The organism is Proteus sp. PR00224 (genome assembly GCF_016238105.1).
Taxonomy (GTDB): Bacteria; Pseudomonadota; Gammaproteobacteria; order Enterobacterales; family Enterobacteriaceae; genus Proteus.
On the sequence record NZ_JAEHQU010000007.1, the window covers coordinates 57,780 to 75,979 of the forward strand.

At 37.0% G+C, this 18,200-nt stretch carries 12 protein-coding genes, 1 tRNA gene and 1 pseudogene; 10 read left to right on the forward strand and 4 right to left on the reverse strand.

From position 1 onward, the window contains the following. Positions 1–431 precede the first annotated feature (431 nt). The 4 genes from JEP71_RS12720 to JEP71_RS12735 are packed head-to-tail and all read left to right on the forward strand — an operon-like array spanning position 432 to position 5,346. Positions 432–1,004, forward strand: coding sequence for a fimbrial protein (locus JEP71_RS12720; RefSeq protein WP_198626341.1), 573 nt, complete (start codon positions 432–434; stop codon positions 1,002–1,004). Between the two features lie 58 nt (positions 1,005–1,062). Further along, positions 1,063–1,743: a fimbrial biogenesis chaperone gene (locus tag JEP71_RS12725; RefSeq protein ID WP_198626342.1), complete on the forward strand. Its 681-nt coding sequence runs from the start codon at positions 1,063–1,065 to the stop codon at positions 1,741–1,743. A gap of 18 nt (positions 1,744–1,761) precedes the next feature. Further along, positions 1,762–4,275: a fimbria/pilus outer membrane usher protein gene (locus tag JEP71_RS12730; protein ID WP_198626343.1), complete on the forward strand. Its 2,514-nt coding sequence runs from the start codon at positions 1,762–1,764 to the stop codon at positions 4,273–4,275. 9 nt (positions 4,276–4,284) lie between these two features. Then, positions 4,285–5,346, forward strand: a complete 1,062-nt coding sequence (locus JEP71_RS12735; RefSeq protein WP_198626344.1) for a fimbrial protein — start codon at positions 4,285–4,287, stop codon at positions 5,344–5,346. A 444-nt stretch (positions 5,347–5,790) separates the two neighbouring features. Here JEP71_RS12735 and JEP71_RS17575 read toward each other — a convergent pair. Continuing rightward, a pseudogene (locus JEP71_RS17575) lies at positions 5,791–6,035 on the reverse strand (tyrosine-type recombinase/integrase); the annotation flags it as partial. Positions 6,036–6,158: 123 nt separating this feature from the next. After that, a tRNA-Leu gene (locus JEP71_RS12745) sits at positions 6,159–6,243 on the reverse strand. Positions 6,244–7,715: 1,472 nt separating this feature from the next. Here JEP71_RS12745 and ampH point away from each other — a divergent pair. Continuing rightward, entirely contained in the window at positions 7,716–8,945 is a 1,230-nt protein-coding gene (gene ampH / locus JEP71_RS12750) for a D-alanyl-D-alanine-carboxypeptidase/endopeptidase AmpH (protein ID WP_198626345.1), read from the forward strand. Positions 8,946–9,012: 67 nt separating this feature from the next. Here ampH and lptG read toward each other — a convergent pair whose 3' ends face one another. Together lptG and lptF are read right to left on the reverse strand one after the other, a co-directional pair. Beyond that, the gene (gene lptG / locus JEP71_RS12755; protein WP_196533526.1) at positions 9,013–10,092 is read right to left on the reverse strand and encodes an LPS export ABC transporter permease LptG; all 1,080 of its coding nucleotides are present in this window, start codon (positions 10,090–10,092) and stop codon (positions 9,013–9,015) included. Then, complete coding sequence (gene lptF / locus JEP71_RS12760) at positions 10,092–11,189, reverse strand: LPS export ABC transporter permease LptF (protein WP_198620205.1); 1,098 nt, start codon at positions 11,187–11,189, stop codon at positions 10,092–10,094. Before lptF ends, lptG begins: the two co-directional genes overlap by 1 nt. Before the next feature lie 286 nt (positions 11,190–11,475). Here lptF and pepA point away from each other — a divergent pair, with 286 nt between their 5' ends. The 5 genes from pepA (at position 11,476) to JEP71_RS12785 (ending at position 17,888) form a co-directional block, all read left to right on the forward strand. Further along, complete coding sequence (gene pepA, locus JEP71_RS12765; protein WP_006535637.1) at positions 11,476–12,984, forward strand: leucyl aminopeptidase; 1,509 nt, start codon at positions 11,476–11,478, stop codon at positions 12,982–12,984. Between the two features lie 105 nt (positions 12,985–13,089). Then, positions 13,090–13,539 carry a DNA polymerase III subunit chi gene (locus JEP71_RS12770; RefSeq protein ID WP_023583544.1) on the forward strand — a complete coding sequence of 150 codons (450 nt, stop codon included), beginning with the start codon at positions 13,090–13,092 and terminating at the stop codon, positions 13,537–13,539. Positions 13,540–13,552: 13 nt separating this feature from the next. Then, complete coding sequence (locus JEP71_RS12775) at positions 13,553–16,441, forward strand: valine--tRNA ligase (protein WP_198626346.1); 2,889 nt, start codon at positions 13,553–13,555, stop codon at positions 16,439–16,441. Between the two features lie 363 nt (positions 16,442–16,804). Further along, complete coding sequence (locus JEP71_RS12780) at positions 16,805–17,326, forward strand: GNAT family N-acetyltransferase (RefSeq protein WP_442958814.1); 522 nt, start codon at positions 16,805–16,807, stop codon at positions 17,324–17,326. Positions 17,327–17,720: 394 nt separating this feature from the next. After that, on the forward strand, positions 17,721–17,888 hold the full coding sequence (locus JEP71_RS12785) for a YhfL family protein (protein WP_036914671.1): 168 nt from the start codon (positions 17,721–17,723) through the stop codon (positions 17,886–17,888). Positions 17,889–18,200: the final 312 nt, after the last annotated feature.

Consider the following 18,200-nt stretch of genomic DNA (forward strand, 5'->3'; position numbering starts at 1 on the left):
TATCACGTTTTATCCATAACTCCCCACAAAAGCATAACCAATTGAAAATAAATAATAAAAAAAATTAAATCTATTATCTTATTAATGATTTTTTCATATTACATAAGCAAATTTTGTAACACTGTGCATGAGACACCAAAAAATAAACTACATATAATCCGTTTACACAAAAACTGAAGTGAATTTTCATATTAAATTTTAATATTAATGATAAAAAGCAAAATAATGAAAATGCTTTGCAAATTTTATGATTAATACTAAAAACCTATTTTATTAAGATTATATTTACTATTAAGTTAATCTGTTCAACGTGCTTATATTGCAGTATACCTTTAATTGATTAAGAAATAGTAATAACAGACTAATTGTAAAAAAATAGCGATTAATATGATTTATTAAATACTTTTTATATCAATCACTAGGGGTTAAAAATGCCTATTTTAACAAAAAAACTGCTTCCAATGGCTTTTCTTATTTCAGCAATAACGGCAAGTGCAACAGTTTTCGCTGATGAGCAAACAGGACAAATTTCTTTTTCAGGTTTAATTTATTCATCTACTTGCACCATTGATATTAATGGCTCCGGTTCTGACGGTAACGTTAATATGGGACGTTATGCAACAAGTGAATTTGATCGTACCGGTAGTGAAGTTGGCGGAGCTAATGGTAATGGTAAATTAGATATCTCTTTAATTAATTGCCCACCACAAGGTACTGTAAAATTAAAGCTAGAAGGTAAAACAGATAGTAGCTCAGATCAAATCTTAGCCTTAGATGATCCTAATGGTTCGAATACAGCAAAAAATGTTGGTATCCATATTTATGATAGAGATGATTTGAGCACACCTTTCGATCTCAATATAACGAGAGAATATAAAATTAAAGATACGGGTGTTCTTAAATCTAAAACACTTTATTTTGTTGCTAAATACGTTAGTACAAGCAATAACGTAGAAGCTGGCCGTGCTGATGCAACATTGAATTATACATTGACTTATCAATAATAAAAAATCGCAGGTTAATAACTCTGTTAACCTGCTTTTATTAAAAAGGTATTTACCGATGAAATTTAAAAAAACACTTTTAGGACTGGGATTAATATTCAGCTCAATAACATCAAGCTTTGCTGGATTTGGTTTAGAAACAACTCGCGTTGTTTATAATGAAACAAATAAAAATGAAGGTTTCGTTGCATTTAACAGTGATAAAAATACTAATTATTTATTACAATCCTGGGTTGAAGATCTTAATGGCAAACTCACTCAAGATTTTGTGATCACTCCACCATTAATTAAATTAATGTCGCAACAAAAAAATACACTACAAGTCACTAAAAATACAACACTGCCTAATGATATTGAATCCATGTATTGGATCAATGTTAAGTTTGTCGCACCAAGCAATGAAAATTTAGAAAATGTTCTACGTTATTCAATGACAAATAGAATTAAGTTGATTTACAGACCACAATCTCTAAAAAATGACAATATTGAAAAAGAAATCAAAGAGTTAAAATGGTCACCAAAGAATAACGATCTTGTAGTATCAAATAGCTCACCTTATTTTATTAATATTAGCAAACTCTTTATTGATGGAAGAGAGATTGAACAATTACCCAGTTTTCTTTCGCCAAAATCAGAAACCACTATTAGCGTTAACAAAACATTATCGGGTAAAGAAAAAATAAAATTATTTTATATCGACGATTTTGGAAAAAGCCTTCCAATGGAATTCGCATTATAATAAGAGATATTATTCAATATGAAAAAAATAAAGGATAATTATTTTAATAAATCACCACTCTATTTATTTATTGCTGGCGCTTTATTCACTTCTTTTAATACATCAGCAAATGACTATTATCCTGCTAATCTATTAAATATTGAAGGAAGCGCTCAACAAGTGACAAATGAAGATCTAAATGTCTTTAGAGAGAATAATATCGCCCCAGGTCACTATAAAGTTACTCTTTTTATCAATGATAATCGCGTATTAACACGCGACTTTGATTTTATTTTGATGGAAGATAAAGAGGGTAACCCAATATTAGCGCCACGTCCTTCAGCAGAAGAGTGGTATAAAGCTGGTGTTGATCTTCCTTATGATGTGATTAATAAAAACAAAAATAATGATTTTATTAATCTCAACGAGATCAATAATGCGAACGGCTATTTAGATTTAAATAAAAAACAATATATTCTAACATTACCACAATTATATGTTAATGAAGATAGATTAAAAGAAAATGAAATAAAAAACTGGGATTCAGGTATTCCTGCATTATTAGTTAATTACGCATTATCTTCATTTAATAGTCGTAGTCAGGGTAATACGACGGATAGCTATTATGGCAACATTCAAACCCAAGTTAATTTAGGTCCTTGGCGTTTTAATAACTATTCAACCTGGACAAAGAATGAAAATGGCGAGAAAAAATGGAATACATTGAGTAATGTTCTTTCCAGAGCGATCATCAGTATTAATAGTGAATTAATGATGGGTGATCTCTATACCTCTTCACAACTCTTTGATTCAGTAAAATTTAGAGGAATTAAATTAGTCACCGATAGACTAATGACACCGACACAAAATAGAACCTATGCACCTAGCGTTTCGGGTATTGCTAATACAGAATCTATCGTCACTATCACCCAAAATGACCAAGTTATTTATAAACGCAGTGTACCCGCTGGGCCTTTTAATATTACTGATTATTATCCGATGAACAGCGGCGGAGATTTATATGTCAGCGTTACTGAAGCGGATGGCTCTGAAAAGAATTTTATTGTGCCTTTCTCCTCTATTGCCAATCTAGAAAGAAAAGGTGAATTAAAATATAGCTTCTCAACGGGTAAATACGACGGTAATAATAGCGGGGATGGCGCTTATGTTGTTCAGACCGAAGCTTTCTATGGTTTAACTGACTATGTCACCCTTTATGGCGGCGTACTTATTGGTGAAAAATATCAATCTGTTGGTGTGGGTACTGGGGTAAATTTAGGTAGCTACGGCGCGATCACCACTGATTTATTGTATGCGAAATCTTCCACTAACAATGGCAATGATTCATTACATGGCAATGCTTTTAGAGTTAATTATTCTAAAAATATATCAGTCACAGATACGACTCTTTCGTTAGTCGGTTATCGTCACTTCGATGCCAATTTTCTCAATTTTACTCAAACGATGGAATACAAAGACAGCAAATACCATCCAAGCAATGGGTTAAAAAATGAATATACGCTCTCGATTAATCAACCTTTATTTTCTAATAACGCTTCGATTAATTTAAATTCAGTTATTTATAAGTACGTTAGTGGTAAAACCGTTCATTCTTATAATATGGGTTTTAATAGCGCTATTAATAAAGTTAACTATAGCGTTTATTACACTTATTACGATGGTAGTCGTTATAACGAGAGTAATAAAAAAAATAGCCATGATTTGAGTATGAATGTCAGTATTCCTTTTTCATGGAATGAAAACTACATTTGGGCTAATTACGGTATATCAACGAACAATGATAACCAAGTATTACAGACCGCACGTTTAAGTGGAACCTATGGTGATAAAAACCAAGCAAACTGGGATGTTTATCAAGGCTATGGTAATAAAGGTGTTAATTATAGCGGTGGTTTAAATGGCTCTTACAAAACACAAAGCGCTGTTTTTAATGCGGGTTATTCGTATACTCAAGATAAGCAAAATATTAACTACGGTATTAGTGGTGCATTAGTTGCAACACAATATGGCGCAGTATTTGCCCCTTCATTGCAACAGACGAATGCATTAATACTGACTAAAAATACCTCTGGTGTAGAAGTCATTAATGGTCAGTCTATTAAAACGAATAATAGTGGATTAGCAGTTGTTTCTGGAATGTCACCTTACCAAAAAAATAGCATTAGTGTTAATACCAATTCTATTCCGAGTGATACTGAAATTTCGAATAATATTATTAGTAATATTGTTCCAACAAAAGGTGCTTTAGTACTGGCTGATTTCGATGCTAAAAAAGGCTTTAAATTCCTACTGACATTACAAACACCAGATAAAAGTACCATCCCTATGGGTGCTAAAGCTGAAATTGATAACGATGATACGCAATTAGTCGCAAGCTTCCATCAACTCTATTTTGTTGCCAATAAACCACAAGGCAATATTCAAGTTTCGTGGATAATTAATGGTGAGCAAAAAACCTGCCATGCAATTTATGACATTAATAATAAAGCGCCAGTTAATGGTTTATATATTTTAGATACTGAGTGTAAATAAGGAAATAAAATGACTAACTTAAAAAATAAAATGAATAAATTATTATTTCTAATTTTTATTCTTAGTTTATCTACCCTCTCTTTTTACAGTCATGCCGCGCCTGATTGTGTCAATAATGGCGGTATTAAACATGGCACGATGGATGCGAGAGGTGGCACCATTGAACTAAAAGGAATGATTAAAAAGAATCAAGAGATCGCACGTTTTACATTTAAGCGTGATGGCTCTGATGTCGCCGTTGCTGATTGCCCAGATGGCGCTGAGTTCTATGCTTATGCAACATATAGCGAAGCCAGTGGCGTAATGCCAACCTATTATATGGATATCGATGGCAGACCTGCTTATTATGTTGTACGTAACGGTCATATTACAGGCTTAGATGATTATGCTTATGTTTTAATTGAAAATGAGTCAGGTTTGTCATTTAGAAGTCAGCCAGGACAAGAAGTTCCTGTTAACAGCCCTAAACTTAATACAAGGGATGCTACCGTTATTGTTTACTCCACCAAAGATAACCCTAAATCCCAGCGTTTTACGACTCAATATATTGGCTCTATATTAATTAATCGCTTTAATTCAGGTGGCGGTACAACAGCTGTTGGTTTTAGTTATCGCCTATCCGTAAATATTATTAGCGCGCCAACATCTTGTAGTGCAGAAAATACGAACCTTGAAATGAATTTGCCTAAAATGCCTATTACTGCATTTTCTAGCATTGGGTTTCCTCGTGATAATCAATATGCTGAAGATAATCTGAGAATAAATTGCACAGGTAATGCTTCCGCTAAAATTAAACTAATGGCGCATAACACCACAAGTTACGACGGGCAAAAAACCATTATCAAACCTGATAATGAAGGCGACAGTAATAATGCCAAAGGCGTAGGGTTTGTTGTTTCATCCCCTTCAAGTGGTGATACTGTGTTAATTAATAACCAGTTTGTTCCACTGGCTGATTTAACCAGTGGCAGCAATAGCGTACCACTAAAAGCAGAATATTATCGTTATGGTGATGATATTAAACCCGGCAAACTTAATGCCACTGCAAATTTTGTATTGGAGTTTAATTAGTTATTACTGCGCATTGTATGCTATTAATCGAAAAAGGGAATTTTCCTGTTATTTCGAATCAAGTGGACAAACAAAACCAGTTAATGAAGATGATAACACCATAAAATTACAATTCACTGAACCTGAGAGGCAATTTATTGCAAAAGAGTATCTAGTGGGAAGCATTAAAGTTCCCTTTTAAAAAAGCCTATTTTAGATGGAATTAAAAATGCGTTTAGACCATTTCGATTATCCCAATCAAGGTGGAACGAGTTTATGTGGCTCTGCTGTATTTTTTTATTATCTACTCAGAAATAGACCTTATGTATATGAATAAAAAGCAAAAGTACTGTGGCAATATGGAAAAAATTGGCGAGCTAGAAATAGCACTTAACAAAGGCTGTCGTAATCCTAATGGCTATTTCTATAATACTTTTGACTCAGTTATTTCAGGACTTGATTGGGTAATCCAGACTCAATCAACGAGCTACACGCCATTGTTCTAAATCCATGTCCGCAAACTTCGTTTTAGTTTCATAGCCCATCACACGTAACGCATTGTTTACCGTGTTTTCACTCATAGGCTTTCTAGGATTATGGTCACCGATAAAGATCAATTTATGATTACCACTGAATTGATAGATCTGTTTTAAGATCTCAATGGCTTGTCTGCTTAAAGGCACTCAGTGAGGAGTATGCATTTTTGAATCGTGATGTAAGTATTTATCTCCTCACATTCAGCAGAAGGATGCTTTGAAAAACCAAAAGGTAGGTAACGCCCTATAAATCATAAACTTTAGGCATAAAAAAAGACGCTTTTAGCGTCTGATTTTTGGTGCCGAAGGCCGGACTCGAACCGGCACACCCGAAGGCGGTTGATTTTGAATCAACTGCGTCTACCAATTTCGCCACTCCGGCACTGAAGTGTGTCTGGAAAACCTGCCCATTATACTTGCGTGAAGAACCCTCGCAACAATTATTGTTAGTTTTCAGTTTGATTGGCGAAAAAAAGTGCATTTGGGGTTTGTTGCTATCATAAAACACGACTTATAAGTTGCATCTAGGTATCTATCGTTAATGATTTAATCATGTTGTATCGATAAATCAATTATCTTGTTATTCTTGTATCTAAGTTTATTCGTCATCTTATTTCTACTTTTTTCTTATCTTATCTTTTTCTCTTTTAAAGATTATATCGTCATTATATAAATTCATTAAAACTAACTTATTTAAACGATGTATTTTAATTTATATATCGATAAATAAAAAAAGGATCAAAACTTGGGTTAGTGTTTTGATCCGACAGTACTGCTAAACGAGGGCTTAATTTTATTTTAATGACTATAAATTATTTTTGTAGCGTCACTGCCCTTTTCTTCCCTGGTGTGAGGAAGAAGGTAGTTATGTTTTATTAATATAATGTACTTCTTTATCTATACTGCATATTATTGATATAAAGGATTTACTACTTTAATAAGATACTTCTTACTACTACATAGGAAATTACTATTTAACACAAAGGTACTTATTTACTACTATAACAAAGGTACTACTATCTAATATAAAGGCATTTATTACATCTAAAACGAAAGCACTACTATTTAATATAATGGTGTTGAAATATTACGACTAATATATAACTTATTTATTATTGAAGAGGCTATTTTATAATATGCCTTCTTATTACTTCACTCTATTATTGCTGTGTTATCTTTGCTCTGTAACTCTTATATTCTCAGTCTCTCGACTTGATGAAGCTATAATAAGTTTAATTTCACAATCTCACAATCAATAAATTATTACAAAATATGTCACACTCTTATATTATCTTTACATAATACCGTAATTTCATCAAAATAAGATAAATTAAAGATGAATACGTTATCTAAAAGCGATTTATTGAATAAAAAAACCATTCATTAACATTTTCTTGATATACATATCCTAACTTAATAATAAAGAAAATCTAATAATAGGGTTAAAAACTAGGGTAACTGAGGAAGATTGTAACTTAACGGTAATACTTACCTCACTTTTAGAGGAGAAACATGAGAAAAATGTCTTTTTATGATGCAGTTTTTCTCCACTATCCTTTTCTTAGAGACAATTTGACACATTTAATGCCAACTTTTTGATAACTGACTCTTGCACTGATAGACATTCTTATTTCTGATAATATAATCAAAATTTGGTTTAAATCTGATTAGAAGGCGGTGTTATGGGCATTGTTGGCTGGATTATAACGGGCATATTTGTTGGTATTATCTTAGGTGCCGTATTAAAAATGATAAAGAAAAAATAACGCGATAAGAAAGGCACCAAATTAAAACATAAACCATTTTATGTTGATCGCATTCCTTTCACCTCACTGACTTCTGTTGAAAGTAAAAATGAAAAAACATTTTCTAAAATATCTTATGATCCCAATCGCTTTACTGACATTGAATGCGTGTAGCCAACGTTCGTCATTACCACCAGCGACACAACCTTCTATGTTAAATCAACAGAACAGTGTGCCTGAGTTAACGCAATGGCCTACGGCATTAAGCCCTAATGTAAGCAATGCAAGCGCGCTGTTTGATAAATATGCCTCACAGATTTATCAAAAGAGTAATCCTCAAGGCATGGTTATTGTCATGATCAATAACTCTCAAACCTTAAATCGTTCTTTTGGGACGACAACACCTGAAAGCCGCAATGCACCATCAATGAACTCGCTTATTCGTATCGCTTCAATTACTAAGTTGATGACAAGTGAAGTGCTATTAAAGTTACAAGATGATGGAAAATTATTAGTCACCGATCCACTACAAAAATACAGTTACTATGGTGTAGACATTCCATTAGTCAGCGCTCAATCCCCTATCCGTCTTTATCATTTAGCGAGTCACACCAGTGGTTTTCCACGAGAACAACCCGGTGGAAAATGGGGAAGACCTGTTTTTATATGGCCAACGCATGGCGACCGCTGGAACTGGTTGAAAAAGGCGACATTGACATCTACCGCTGGGGAACAAGCAGCTTATTCAAACCTCGCTTACGATCTATTAGCGGATGCCTTGGTGAAAGCATCAGGTAAAAGTTATCCTCAACTTTTACAACAATATGTCACTCAGCCCGCAGGCATGACGAATACCACATTGACGCCGACTCCAGCACAATGCCAACGACTATTAGTAGGATATAAACCAAGCCCATGCTCTGACACCATTGCAGCAGCTGGAAGTGGCGGTGTGTACTCGACGCCTGCCGATATGCAACGTTGGATGCAAGGCTTTTTGACTTCTCATAATGCCATGCGAAAGGCAACAGCAAGTAAAGAGCAGTCTGTTTACTTTCCGCGTAATCGACTCTCTTCAATAGAAGGAATGGATGTTGCGGGTCGTGCTGATGGCGTGGGTCTAGGCTGGGTTTATATGGCTCCTGCTAATGGTATTCCAGCGATTTACCAAAAAACAGGGGGTGGCGGTGGATTTAATACTTATATGGCAACCATTCCCGAATTAAATATTGGTGTATTTGTGGTGATCACTCGTAAACCTAACGGCACTAAATTTAGTGAAGTAACTCAGGGTACTAATGCCCTGGTTCGTGCGCTGGCAAAAGATTTTTATCAGTGATCGCATACTCAATAGCAATAAAAAAGCGCCTAATAAGGCGCTTTTTTATTTTTCAGTCTGATGTTATCTAGCGATTACGCTTCATCAATAACCATAAACTCAACGTTAAGAAGAGTATTCCCGGTACTAATGCGGCAATCACTGCGGGTATGCCATAAACCAAACTTAATCGTCCTGAAACTTCATTGACGATATAGAATAAGAAACCAAAAGAGATACCCGTTAAAACTCTTAATCCCATTGGTACAGTACGCAATGGGCCAAAAATAAATGACAATGCCATTAACATCATTACAGCAACAGAGATTGGAGCAAAGATTTTTTTCCAGAAATTCAGCTCATAGTTTGCTGACTCTTGCCCACTCTGTTTTAGATATTTAACGTACTGATAAAGCCCGCTGATCGATAATGCATCTGGATCTAACGCCACAACGCTTAATTTTTCTGGCGTTAGCCGTGTTGGCCATTCAAGTGATACCTGTTTTTTACCTGTGATTTTTTGTGGATCAGTTAAATCTGACTGTTCAACTTGTTTCAACATCCACGTTTTTTTATTCACATCGTAGGTTGCACTTGATGCATAACGTACCGTTTCTAGTTTTCTATCATTATTAAAATCATAGAGTGTGATGCCTTGCATCTCATTTTGGCTCTTTATTCGGTTGATATGAATAAATTGATTGCCATCTTTAGCCCACATACCGCGGTTAGTCGAGACTAAAGAGTTACCCATGATTTTTTCGGCACGGTAGTTACGTGCGTACTGTTCACCTTGTGGTGCGCCCCATTCGCCAATCAGTACAGTTAATAGTACCAAGGGAATAGCGGTTTTCATTACCGAGCCTGCAATTTGCAAACGGGTAAATCCCGATGCTTGCATCACCACCAACTCACTACGCGTTGCTAATGCGCCTAATCCTAATAACGCACCAAGTAATGCCGCCATAGGAAAGAAAATCTGCACATCTTTAAGGATATTTAAAATGGCGTAAATACCCGCATCCAGTGTGGTGAAATCCCCTTGCCCTACTTTACGGAGTTGATCGACAAATTTGATAATGCCAGATAGTGAAACTAGCAAAAACAGTGTCATCAAAATCGACTGTAAAATAGTACGCCCGATATATCTATCTAGTACACCAAACATCAGGCAACTCCTTTCTTAAAGCGAGCGCGGAATTTACGCATAGGCAAGGTATCCCAAATATTCAATAAGATAGCCAAGGCAAGATAAGCGCCATTAACACTCCACATTGCAATTAGAGGGTCCAGTTTTCCTTTTTCACCGTTAGAGTGCAATGAACTTTGTAGTAAGAAGAACACCAGATAAAGCAACATGGCAGGTAGCATACTTAATACGCGACCTTGACGTGGGTTTACCTCACTTAAAGGCACGACCATCACCGCCATAATGATAACAGAGAAAATCAAAGTTAAACGCCAATGGAATTCAGCGATAGACTCTGTTTCATTTGAATGCCAAAGTTCAGTCATCGTTTTTTGTTCTACACGATTACTGCTAATGGTAGATTCACGGTGCCCGATAACAGCTTGGTAATCATTAAAATCGGTAATACGAAAATCACGTAACACAGCCGTACCTTCATAGCGAGTACCCTCACTTAATACGACTATCTGATTCCCGTTAGGTAATTCTTTGGTATAGCCTTTATCTGCCACCACGACAGAAGGACGCTGATCTTGTGTTGGACGCAACTGTGCAAGGAATACATCTTGGAATTGATTCCCTTTTACACTGCCAAGATAGAGCACCATATTGCGGTCACTGGACATTTTAAATTGCCCTTCCATCAATGCAGCTAAACTTGGGTTTGCTTTAGCATCCTCAAGAACTTGCTCTTGATGCACCGAAGACCAAGGAATAAGCCAAATGACATTTCCTGCGGCTAATGCGCTGGTGAGTAATGAAAGCAACAGTGCAGCTTGCACTAATGCTTTTTTACCTATTCCGCACGCATTCATGACGGTTATCTCACTTTCAACATAAAGTTTGCTGTAAGTCATCAGAAGCCCAAGAAAAAGGCTTAATGGAAGAATAAGCTGTGCCATCTCAGGAATTCCCAGCCACAGCAGAGAAATCACGAGGTTTGTAGGAATGTTACCTTCAACAGCAGCCCCTAAAATTTCAACCAGTTTCTGGCTAAAAAAGATAAGCATCAAAATAAATAAGATGGCTATCTGACTTTTAAGGGTTTCCCGAGCTAAATATCGAATTATAATCACGCTAGTTATGCCTGTGAAAACTTGTCTTTTTGCAGGAAAATCGCTAACTTCGTTGTATATCTATCATTTGTGCATCTCAGTTAGACATTCTTGCAGCCCAAATGATATCAAAACATGCTATAAACAGGTTCCCAATAAGAACAAGCTTATAAGTTAGCTAAATTAGTTGTGTTCAATTAATGCATTTAGCTTAACATAAAAAGTAAACTTTCTATGGGGTAGATTAATGCGGATCACTATTCTAAACGATACTTTCCGTTTTTGTCTTTAATATTCAGGAGAACGCATGGAGTTTAATGTAAAAAGCGGCAGCCCAGAGAAACAACGCAGCGCTTGTATTATCGTGGGGGTGTTTGAGCCTCGTCGTTTATCTCCGATCGCGGAGCAACTTGATAAAATCAGTGATGGCTATATCAGCGCCTTGTTACGCAGAGGTGAACTGGAAGGCAAAGTCGGACAATCATTGCTGTTACATCATGTACCAAATGTTCTCTCTGAGCGCGTTTTACTAATTGGTTGCGGTAAAGAGCGTGAATTGGATGAACGCCAGTATAAACAGATCATTCAAAAAACCATTAACACACTCAATGAAACTGGATCTATGGAAGCCGTATGCTTTCTGACTGAGTTACATGTTAAAGGTCGTAATAATTACTGGAAAGTGCGTCAAGCGGTTGAGACTGCAAAAGACTGCCTCTATACCTTTGATCAACTGAAAAGCAATAAGACAGAATTACGTCGCCCATTACGTAAGATGGTCTTTAATGTACCTACTCGTCGTGAACTACCAAGTGGTGAACGTGCAATTGCACACGGTTTAGCCATCGCATCAGGTATTAAAGCATGTAAAGATTTAGCTAACATGCCACCAAATATCTGTAATGCCGCTTATTTGGCATCTCAAGCTCGTCAACTAGCAGACTCATCTTCAAATGTTTCTACGCGTGTTATTGGCGAAGAACAAATGAAAGAGCTAAATATGAATGCTTACCTCGCAGTAGGACAAGGCTCTCAAAATGAATCTTTAATGTCGATTATCGAATATAAAGGCAATAAAGATCCTGAAGCTCGCCCAATTGTGTTAGTAGGTAAAGGGCTGACATTTGACTCGGGTGGTATTTCCATCAAGCCTGCTGATGGCATGGATGAGATGAAATACGACATGTGTGGTGCGGCAACGGTTTACGGTGTGATGCGTGTTGTTGCTGAACTCCAGTTACCAATCAATGTCATTGGTGTACTTGCGGGTTGCGAAAATATGCCTGGTGGAAAAGCGTATCGCCCAGGTGATATTTTAACAACCATGTCAGGACAAACCGTTGAAGTATTAAACACCGATGCTGAAGGTCGTTTAGTGCTGTGTGATACGTTAACTTATGTTGAGCGCTTTGAGCCTGAATTAGTTGTCGATATCGCTACATTAACAGGTGCTTGTATGGTGGCTTTAGGACATCACTACAGCGGATTAATGTCTAATCATAATCCATTAGCACATGAATTAATGAATGCATCAGAACAAGCAGGTGACCGCGCTTGGCGTTTACCATTAGGCGATGAGTTCTATGAACAAATCGAATCTAATTTTGCTGATTTAGCTAATACTGGTGGCCGTTTAGGTGGCGCAATTACTGCGGGTTGTTTCTTAGCGCGCTTTGCGACTAAATATAACTGGGCTCACTTGGATATTGCAGGCACAGCATGGCGTTCTGGTAAAGCAAAAGGCGCGACAGGCCGCCCTGTTTCTTTATTGTCTCAGTTCTTACTTAATCGCGCGGGTTTGAATAGCGACGAGTAATACCGCATAATTATCAGGGTTAAGGTATTACCCTATTATTATGGTAAATAGAGCAGACTCCAAGAAGGGTATTGCAACGCAATACCCTTCTGTTATCGGGATATCATGAAAAACGCCACGTTTTATTTAATGGAACACCCATCAATACACGATGATTTACAGGCTCATGAGTGGCTTGCCTGTCAACTTACTGCTGAACATTGGCGATTAGGCAAACGTATTTTGTTGGTTTGTGAGTCTCAAGCTCAAGCTGAATTGCTTGATGAGGCATTATGGGCAAGAGAACCTCATCAGTTTGTTCCTCATAATCTTGCAGGTGAAGGTCCTCGTTATGGCTCTCCTGTTGAGTTATGTTGGCCTGGAAAACGTGGTAATGCACCTCGTGATCTCTTGATTAATTTGCAATCGCAATTCGTAGACTTTGCCACAGCTTTCCATGAAGTGATAGACTTTGTACCTATTGATGAACAATTGAAACAGTTGGCGCGTGAACGATATAAAATTTATCGTAGCGTCGGCTTTACTTTGACAATGGCTACGCCGCCAACCTATTGAATACGTAAAAAATATGGAAAATAAATCCGCACCGAAAGAGCCATCGCTCGACACAACATATAATCCAGCAGAGATTGAACAACCTCTGTATCAGCATTGGGAAAAAAATGGCTATTTCAAAGCCAATGGCGATACAACGAAAGAAAGCTTCTGTATCGTGATCCCACCGCCAAACGTCACAGGTAGCCTACATATGGGTCATGCTTTCCAGCAGACTATTATGGATACCATGATCCGTTATCAGCGTATGCAAGGTAAAAATACCTTATGGCAGTCAGGTACTGACCATGCGGGTATCGCAACGCAAATGGTTGTTGAGCGAAAAATTGCCGCTGAAGAAGGTAAAAATCGTCATGACTATGGTCGTGATGCATTTATCGACAAAATTTGGGAATGGAAAGCAGAATCAGGTGGTAACATTTCTAACCAAATGCGTCGTTTAGGTAACTCTGTTGATTGGGAACGTGAACGTTTCACAATGGATGAAGGGTTATCTAAAGCGGTTAAAGAAGCTTTTGTTCGCTTACATAAAGAAGATCTAATCTACCGTGGTAAACGCCTTGTAAACTGGGATCCTAAATTACACACAGCGATTTCTGATCTTGAAGTCGAAAACCGTGAAGTTAAAGGATCTATGTGGCATCTGCGTTATCCTTTAGCGGATGGGGCGAAAACAGCCGAAGGTAAAGACTACCTCATTGTTGCAACAACACGTCCTGAAACCATGTTAGGTGATACAGGTGTTGCTGTTAACCCAGAAGATCCTCGCTATAAAGATTTAATTGGTAAAGAAATTATTCTACCAATCGTTAACCGCCGTATCCCTATTTTAGCGGATGAACACGCTGATATGGAAAAAGGTACAGGTTGCGTAAAAATCACCCCTGCTCACGACTTTAATGACTATGAAGTTGGACGTCGTCATCAATTACCAATGATTAATATCATGGATTTTGACGGCAATATCCGTGTAAGCGCAGAAGTCTTAGACACCAATGGTGTTGAATCTGATGTTTATAGCACTGAAATTCCAGCAGCCTACCAAGGTATGGAACGCTTTGCTGCACGTAAAGCAATGGTCGCTGAATTTGAACGTCTAGGTTTATTAGAAGAGATCAAGCCTCACGATTTAACCGTACCTTACGGCGACCGTGGTGGTGTCGTTATCGAGCCTTTATTAACAGACCAATGGTATGTTCGCGCAGCACCTTTAGCGAAACCAGCAGTTGAAGCTGTTAAAAATGGCGATATCCAATTTGTACCAAAGCAGTACGAAAATATGTACTTCTCATGGATGAATGATATCCAAGATTGGTGTATTTCTCGTCAACTGTGGTGGGGTCACCGTATCCCAGCTTGGTATGATAATGAAGGCAACGTTTATGTTGGTCGTGACGAAGAAGAAGTTCGTCGTGAAAACAATATCGCAGCTGATGTTGCATTACGCCAAGATGATGACGTACTGGATACGTGGTTCTCATCTGCACTATGGACATTCTCAACATTAGGCTGGCCTGAAAATACTGAAGCACTGAAGACATTCCATCCAACAAATGTTTTAGTCAGTGGATTCGATATTATATTCTTCTGGATCGCTCGCATGATCATGATGACCATGCACTTTATCAAAGACGAAGACGGTAAACCGCAAGTGCCATTTAATACGGTTTACATGACAGGTCTTATTCGTGATGAAGAAGGCCAGAAGATGTCAAAATCTAAAGGTAACGTACTTGATCCTCTGGATATGATCGACGGTATTTCATTAGAGAACCTGTTAGAAAAACGTACTGGTAATATGATGCAGCCACAAATGGCTGAAAAAATTGCTAAACGTACTAGCAAAGAGTTCCCAGAAGGTATTGAAGCACACGGTACAGATGCCCTGCGCTTTACCTTAGCCGCGTTAGCCTCAACGGGTCGCGATATTAACTGGGATATGAAACGTCTATCTGGTTACCGTAACTTCTGTAACAAGCTGTGGAATGCAAGCCGCTTTGTGCTGATGAATACAGAAGATCAAGATTGTGGCTACCAAGGTGGTGAGATGACATTCTCACTGGCTGACCGTTGGATCTTAGCTGAATTTAACAATACCGTTAAAGCCTATCGTGAAGCGTTAGACAACTATCGTTTCGATATCGCTGCTGGTATTTTATATGAGTTCACTTGGAACCAATTCTGTGACTGGTATCTTGAGCTATCAAAACCTGCGGTACACAAAGGTAATGATGCACAAAAACGCGCAGCGCGTCATACACTGATTGAAGTGTTAGAAGGCTTACTGCGCCTTGCTCATCCAATTATTCCATTTATCACAGAGACAATCTGGCAACGTGTGAAGGAAGTGAAAGGCATCGAAGGTGAAACCATCATGCTACAAGCTTTCCCTGAATTCGATGCATCACTTGTTGATGAAGCTGCACTTAACGATCTTGAGTGGATCAAAGAAGTTATCGTTGCTGTACGTAATATCCGTGCTGAAATGAATATTGCCCCAGGTAAACCACTTGAAGTTATCTTACGTGGTGCCGACGACAATGCTAAACGTCGCGTTAGTGACAATATTGGTTTCTTAAAAGCAATGGGTCGTTTAGCGGATATTCGTCCATTAGCAGAAGGCGAAGAAGCGCCATTATCAGTTAATAAACTGGTTAACGGTGCAGAATTGCTGATCCCAATGGCGGGCTTTATCGATAAAGATGCGGAGCTTGCACGTTTAGATAAAGAGCTTGAAAAAGTAGAAAAAGATATCACAACTTTAGACAGCAAATTATCTAACGATGGCTTTGTTAGCCGTGCGCCAGAAGCGGTTGTTGCTAAAGAGCGTGAACGCTTAGCAACATGCTTAAGTGCAAAAGAAAAACTAATCGCACAAAAAATCTCTATCGCCTCTTTATAAGCATAGTCGCTTTAAAGACACTGAGATTAATAATAAAAACCCGCGTTTATCGCGGGTTTTGACTTAATATCATTCAGCTAAAAAATAAAACCATTTTTCACTTCATTTCTTGTTATTCTCGGTTCTATTCTCGTCAATCCGCCTTTCTCCCCCTTATTTTCGCTTAAATTTAATCACTCGCTAAAATATAACGCTAGAAATAAAGGGGATAAGTAAGCAAAGAAAAAGGGTTAACGGTTTACAAACACGCTTAATCAATTAAGATAGTTTTTGTAGCCACCCGCGCTACTTTCAATGAAGAAGTTCCTTTCCGGTGCTCTCTCAATAAATAATCAAAAAGTATTCTACTAATAAGTGAAAACGATGAGTGCAACTATGACTGCAACCCAATCTATAACCTCAAATATTGTTATCCGAGCAATTGAAGAAAAAGACAACGCAGGTATTGCACGCGTTATTCGTGAAGTCTCCGCAGAGCACGGTTTAACTGCCGATAAAGGCTTTGCTGTTGCCGACCCAATTTTAGATACCCTTTATGAAGTTTATCATCAGCCACGCAGTGCTTACTGGATTGTTGAGATGGATGGAGAAGTTGTTGGCGGCGGCGGTGTCGCACCACTTGCTGGAGGTGATGGCAATACTTGTGAATTACAAAAAATATACCTTTCATCCAAACTACGAGGCAAAGGTATTGCGAAAAAAATCGTTCTACAATCTCTTGAATTTGGTAAAGAGCAAGGCTTTAACCGTTGCTATTTAGAAACCACAGATATCTTAAAAGCGGCTGTCGGTTTATACGAAAAGCTAGGATTCGAATTTATTGATGAAGCATTAGGCAACACTGGACATAGTGATTGTGAGATCCGTATGGTGAAGCCACTTTAAGCGTTCTTGCTGTTCCCTAAGTAATACCCGTATTTCTGATACGGGTTTTTATTGTCAAAAATAGCACCTACTAACACAAATTCTGTTTATCAAAATGATATAAATACAGTATATTTTATACTTATTCTCACAATTAATTTCTTAATTAATTATTATCAAAGTATTATTAATGAAATTCTTATCTTATATTTTATTAAAATCTACAAGTTTAATTTATTATTCATTTCACTCTAGATAACTCTATTTAACTTCTTAAATTAAATATCTCTTAGCTTCTATTTTATTTTAATTCTCCTTCTTTTTTATATTGCTATTTATCGCTAATTTAATATCTTTATGCAGATAAAGTCATGTGATGGCTTTTATAACTCTAAAATTTAAAAGGAATTTTTTCATGAAAAACTTTGTTAAAATTGCACTTATTGCTTCTGTAATTACCGTAATGACTGGTTGTACTGGTAGCGTATACAATAAAGAAAAAGACTGTAACTACGACTACTTACTGCACCCAGCAGTTTCTATTTCTAAAATTATTGGCGGCTGTGGCGACACAAGCAAATAAGAACTAAAAAATAAACATATTAATAAACTGCATTCTGACTTATTGTTGCTAAGAAAGAATGTAGTTTTTTATTTTTCATTTCTTGAAAAGAAATGAAAAAAAATTAAATCTATTACACTAAAAACTATTTATTCAATTATTTAAATATAGCCTATTTATTATTTCTATTTTCTTTATTACATCTCTTTTATTTCTATCTATTAAAATCATTCATTTTTTTTGAACACCATCAACAAATTCCCCCTATTTTGTTCATCTCGCGAACACTTTATGATCAGCTTCATTAAGAAATCGCGATAATCTGTATTACCT

Coding starts and splice junctions, on each gene's coding strand:
- JEP71_RS12720 (WP_198626341.1), top strand. CDS start 432: ATGCCTATTTTAACAAAAAAACTGCTTCCAATGGCTTTTCTTATTTCA.
- JEP71_RS12725 (WP_198626342.1), top strand. CDS start 1,063: ATGAAATTTAAAAAAACACTTTTAGGACTGGGATTAATATTCAGCTCA.
- JEP71_RS12730 (WP_198626343.1), top strand. CDS start 1,762: ATGAAAAAAATAAAGGATAATTATTTTAATAAATCACCACTCTATTTA.
- JEP71_RS12735 (WP_198626344.1), top strand. CDS start 4,285: ATGACTAACTTAAAAAATAAAATGAATAAATTATTATTTCTAATTTTT.
- ampH (WP_198626345.1), top strand. CDS start 7,716: ATGAAAAAACATTTTCTAAAATATCTTATGATCCCAATCGCTTTACTG.
- lptG (WP_196533526.1), bottom strand. CDS start 10,092: ATGTTTGGTGTACTAGATAGATATATCGGGCGTACTATTTTACAGTCG.
- pepA (WP_006535637.1), top strand. CDS start 11,476: ATGGAGTTTAATGTAAAAAGCGGCAGCCCAGAGAAACAACGCAGCGCT.
- JEP71_RS12770 (WP_023583544.1), top strand. CDS start 13,090: ATGAAAAACGCCACGTTTTATTTAATGGAACACCCATCAATACACGAT.
- JEP71_RS12775 (WP_198626346.1), top strand. CDS start 13,553: ATGGAAAATAAATCCGCACCGAAAGAGCCATCGCTCGACACAACATAT.
- JEP71_RS12780 (WP_442958814.1), top strand. CDS start 16,805: ATGAGTGCAACTATGACTGCAACCCAATCTATAACCTCAAATATTGTT.
- JEP71_RS12785 (WP_036914671.1), top strand. CDS start 17,721: ATGAAAAACTTTGTTAAAATTGCACTTATTGCTTCTGTAATTACCGTA.